At 70.9% G+C, this 2,509-nt stretch carries 3 protein-coding genes; all 3 read right to left on the bottom strand.

All coding sequences use genetic code 11. The features are described 5' to 3' along the window. Positions 1-589 (bottom strand): ABC transporter substrate-binding protein (locus tag ACWGKU_RS40850; RefSeq protein ID WP_452181064.1); only part of this gene is annotated, 589 nt, incomplete at its 3' end. Between the two features lie 244 nt (positions 590-833). After that, positions 834-2,174 (bottom strand): sulfate adenylyltransferase subunit 1, encoded by a 1,341-nt coding sequence (locus ACWGKU_RS40845; RefSeq protein ID WP_452181065.1) that lies wholly within the window; start codon positions 2,172-2,174, stop codon positions 834-836. A 2-nt stretch (positions 2,175-2,176) separates the two neighbouring features. Beyond that, on the bottom strand, positions 2,177-2,509 hold a 333-nt coding region (locus ACWGKU_RS40840; RefSeq protein WP_452191831.1), incomplete at its 5' end, for a phosphoadenosine phosphosulfate reductase domain-containing protein.

Below are 2,509 nucleotides of genomic sequence, written 5' to 3'. Positions count from 1 at the left end.
CCTTGAAGCCCTTGCCCGCGAGGTAGTTGAGCAGTGCCACGTCCTGGGTGTTGCCCAGCTGCGGGGTGGCGATCTTCTTGCCCTTGAGGTCGTCCAGCGAGGAGACCTTCTCGGGGTTGACGACGAGTTTGACGCCGCCGGAGGCGGAGCCGCCGATGATCTTCAGGGACTGGCCGTCGGACTTGGTGTAGCCGTTGATCGCGGGGGAGGGGCCGATCCAGCCGATGTCGATGGAGCCGGCGTTGAGCGCCTCGATCTCGGCGGGTCCGGCGTTGAAGACCTGGGTCTTGATCTGGGTGGCGCCCAGCTCCTTCTGGAACAGCCCCTCCTGGAGGCCGACCAGCGGGGTGCCGTGGGTGAGGTTGGAGAAGTAGCCGATCTTCACCGTGTCCGCGGACAGCTTGGCGCCGGTGGCCGAACCGGCCGCGGTGGCGGCGGTGTTGGCCTTGTCATCGGCCTTGGAGCCGTAGCTGCAGGCGGACAGCAGGGCGGCGGCGGTCAGACCGGCGACGGCGGTCGCGGCGGTGCGTCTGATCCGGCCGGCGTTCGGGCGAAGGCGGGTATGCGAAGGCGTCGGGTTCGGTGCCATGGTGGAGTCCTGTTCACGGACGGACCGTCAGAAAGCGGTCCGGGACGGACGATCGGAAGGTGGCGCTGCGGCAGCGGGGTGCCGGGGCAAGCCGGGCGGCTGTGGGGGAAGAACAGCCCGGTGACAGGGCGTTCTCAGCCCTGTCGGCCCGCACATCGCGTCAGGCCGCCCTGGCCGCTGCCGAGGACGCCGCTGCCGATGCGGCCGCCTTCCTTGTCCATGCCCGAGAAGGCCTCGCTGGGCATCAGACCCAGTCCTCCTCTGTGGTGTCCGTGGCGCGTACGGTGTCGAAGGCTTCGCCGGCCATGCCGGCGGTGAGGGTGGTGCCGTCCGCCGGGTCGATGAGCAGGAACGAGCCGGTGCGGCGGTTGGTGGTGTAGGCGTCGAGCGCCAGTGGTTCGGCGGTGCGCAGGAGCACGTGGCCGATGTCGTTGACGTTCAACCCGTCGGCGCCGGAGCGCTGTTCGAGAGTGTCGATGTCGATGCGGTAGGTGATCGCCTTGACCAGCGCGCGCACCGTGCGGGTGGTGTGCTTGAGGAGGACCTTGTCGCCGGCGCGCAGCGGCCGTTCGTTGAGGTGGCTGACGGTGGCTTCGATGTCCTTGGTGGGCGTGGGGGCGGCTCCCGCGGCGATGAGGTCGCCGCGGGAGATGTCGAGGTCGTCGGCGAGGCGGACGGTCACCGACTGCGGCGTCCAGGCGATGTCCGTCGGGCGGCCGAGGGCGTCGATGGCGGCGACGGTGGTGGTGTGGCCCGACGGGAGCACGGTGACCTCGTCGCCGACGCGCAGGACGCCGGAGGCCAACTGGCCGGCGTAGCCGCGGTAGTCGGGGTGTTCGTCGGTCTGGGGGCGGATGACGTACTGGACGGGGAAGCGGGCGGGTTCGGCGCTCGGGTCGCTGCCGACGGGGACCGTCTCCAGGTGCTCCAGCAGCGTGGGGCCGCCGTACCAGTCCATGTGGGCGGACGGTTCGACGACGTTGTCCCCGGCGAGCGCGGAGATGGGGACGGCGAGGACGTCGGTGACGCCGAGGGAGGCGGCGTAGGCGGTGAACTCGGCGGCGATCCGTGCGAAGACGGGTTCGGCGTAGTCGACGAGGTCCATCTTGTTGACGGCCAGGACCACGTGCGGCACCCGCAGGAGGGCGGCGACGGCGGCGTGGCGGCGGGTCTGTTCGACGACGCCGTTGCGGGCGTCGACGAGGACGACGGCGAGTTCGGCGGTGGAGGCGCCGGTGACCATGTTGCGGGTGTACTGCACGTGGCCGGGGGTGTCGGCGAGGATGAAGCGGCGTCGGGGGGTGGCGAAGTAGCGGTAGGCGACGTCGATGGTGATGCCCTGTTCGCGTTCGGCGCGCAGGCCGTCGGTGAGCAGGGCGAGGTCGGGCGTGTCCTTGCCGCGGCTGCGGGAGGCGTGCTCGACGGCCTCCAGCTGGTCGGCGAGGACGGACTTGGAGTCGTGCAGCAGCCGTCCGACGAGGGTGGACTTGCCGTCGTCGACGGAGCCGGCGGTGGCGAAACGCAGCAGCGAGGTCGCGGCGGCGGTGTGCTGGGCGCTGGTGGCTTCCGGGGTGGTGGTGCTCATGTCTAGAAGTACCCTTCGCGCTTGCGGTCTTCCATCGCGGCCTCGGACATCTTGTCGTCGGCGCGGGTGGCGCCGCGCTCGGTGAGGCGGGAGGCGGCGATCTCGGCGATGACGGCCTCGATGGTGGTGGCGTCGGAGTCGACGGCGCCGGTGCAGGACATGTCGCCGACGGTGCGGTAGCGGACCAGGCGCCGCTCCACGGGCTCGTCCTCCCGGGGGCCGCCCCAGTCGCCGGCGGTCAGCCACATGCCGGAGCGGGCGAAGACGTCCCGCTCGTGGGCGTAGTAGATCTCCGGCAGCTCGATGCCCTCGCGCTCGATGTACTGCCAGACGTC

Source organism: Kitasatospora sp. NPDC054768, from assembly GCF_053612025.1.
This window is presented reverse-complemented; position numbering and strand designations above follow the sequence as displayed.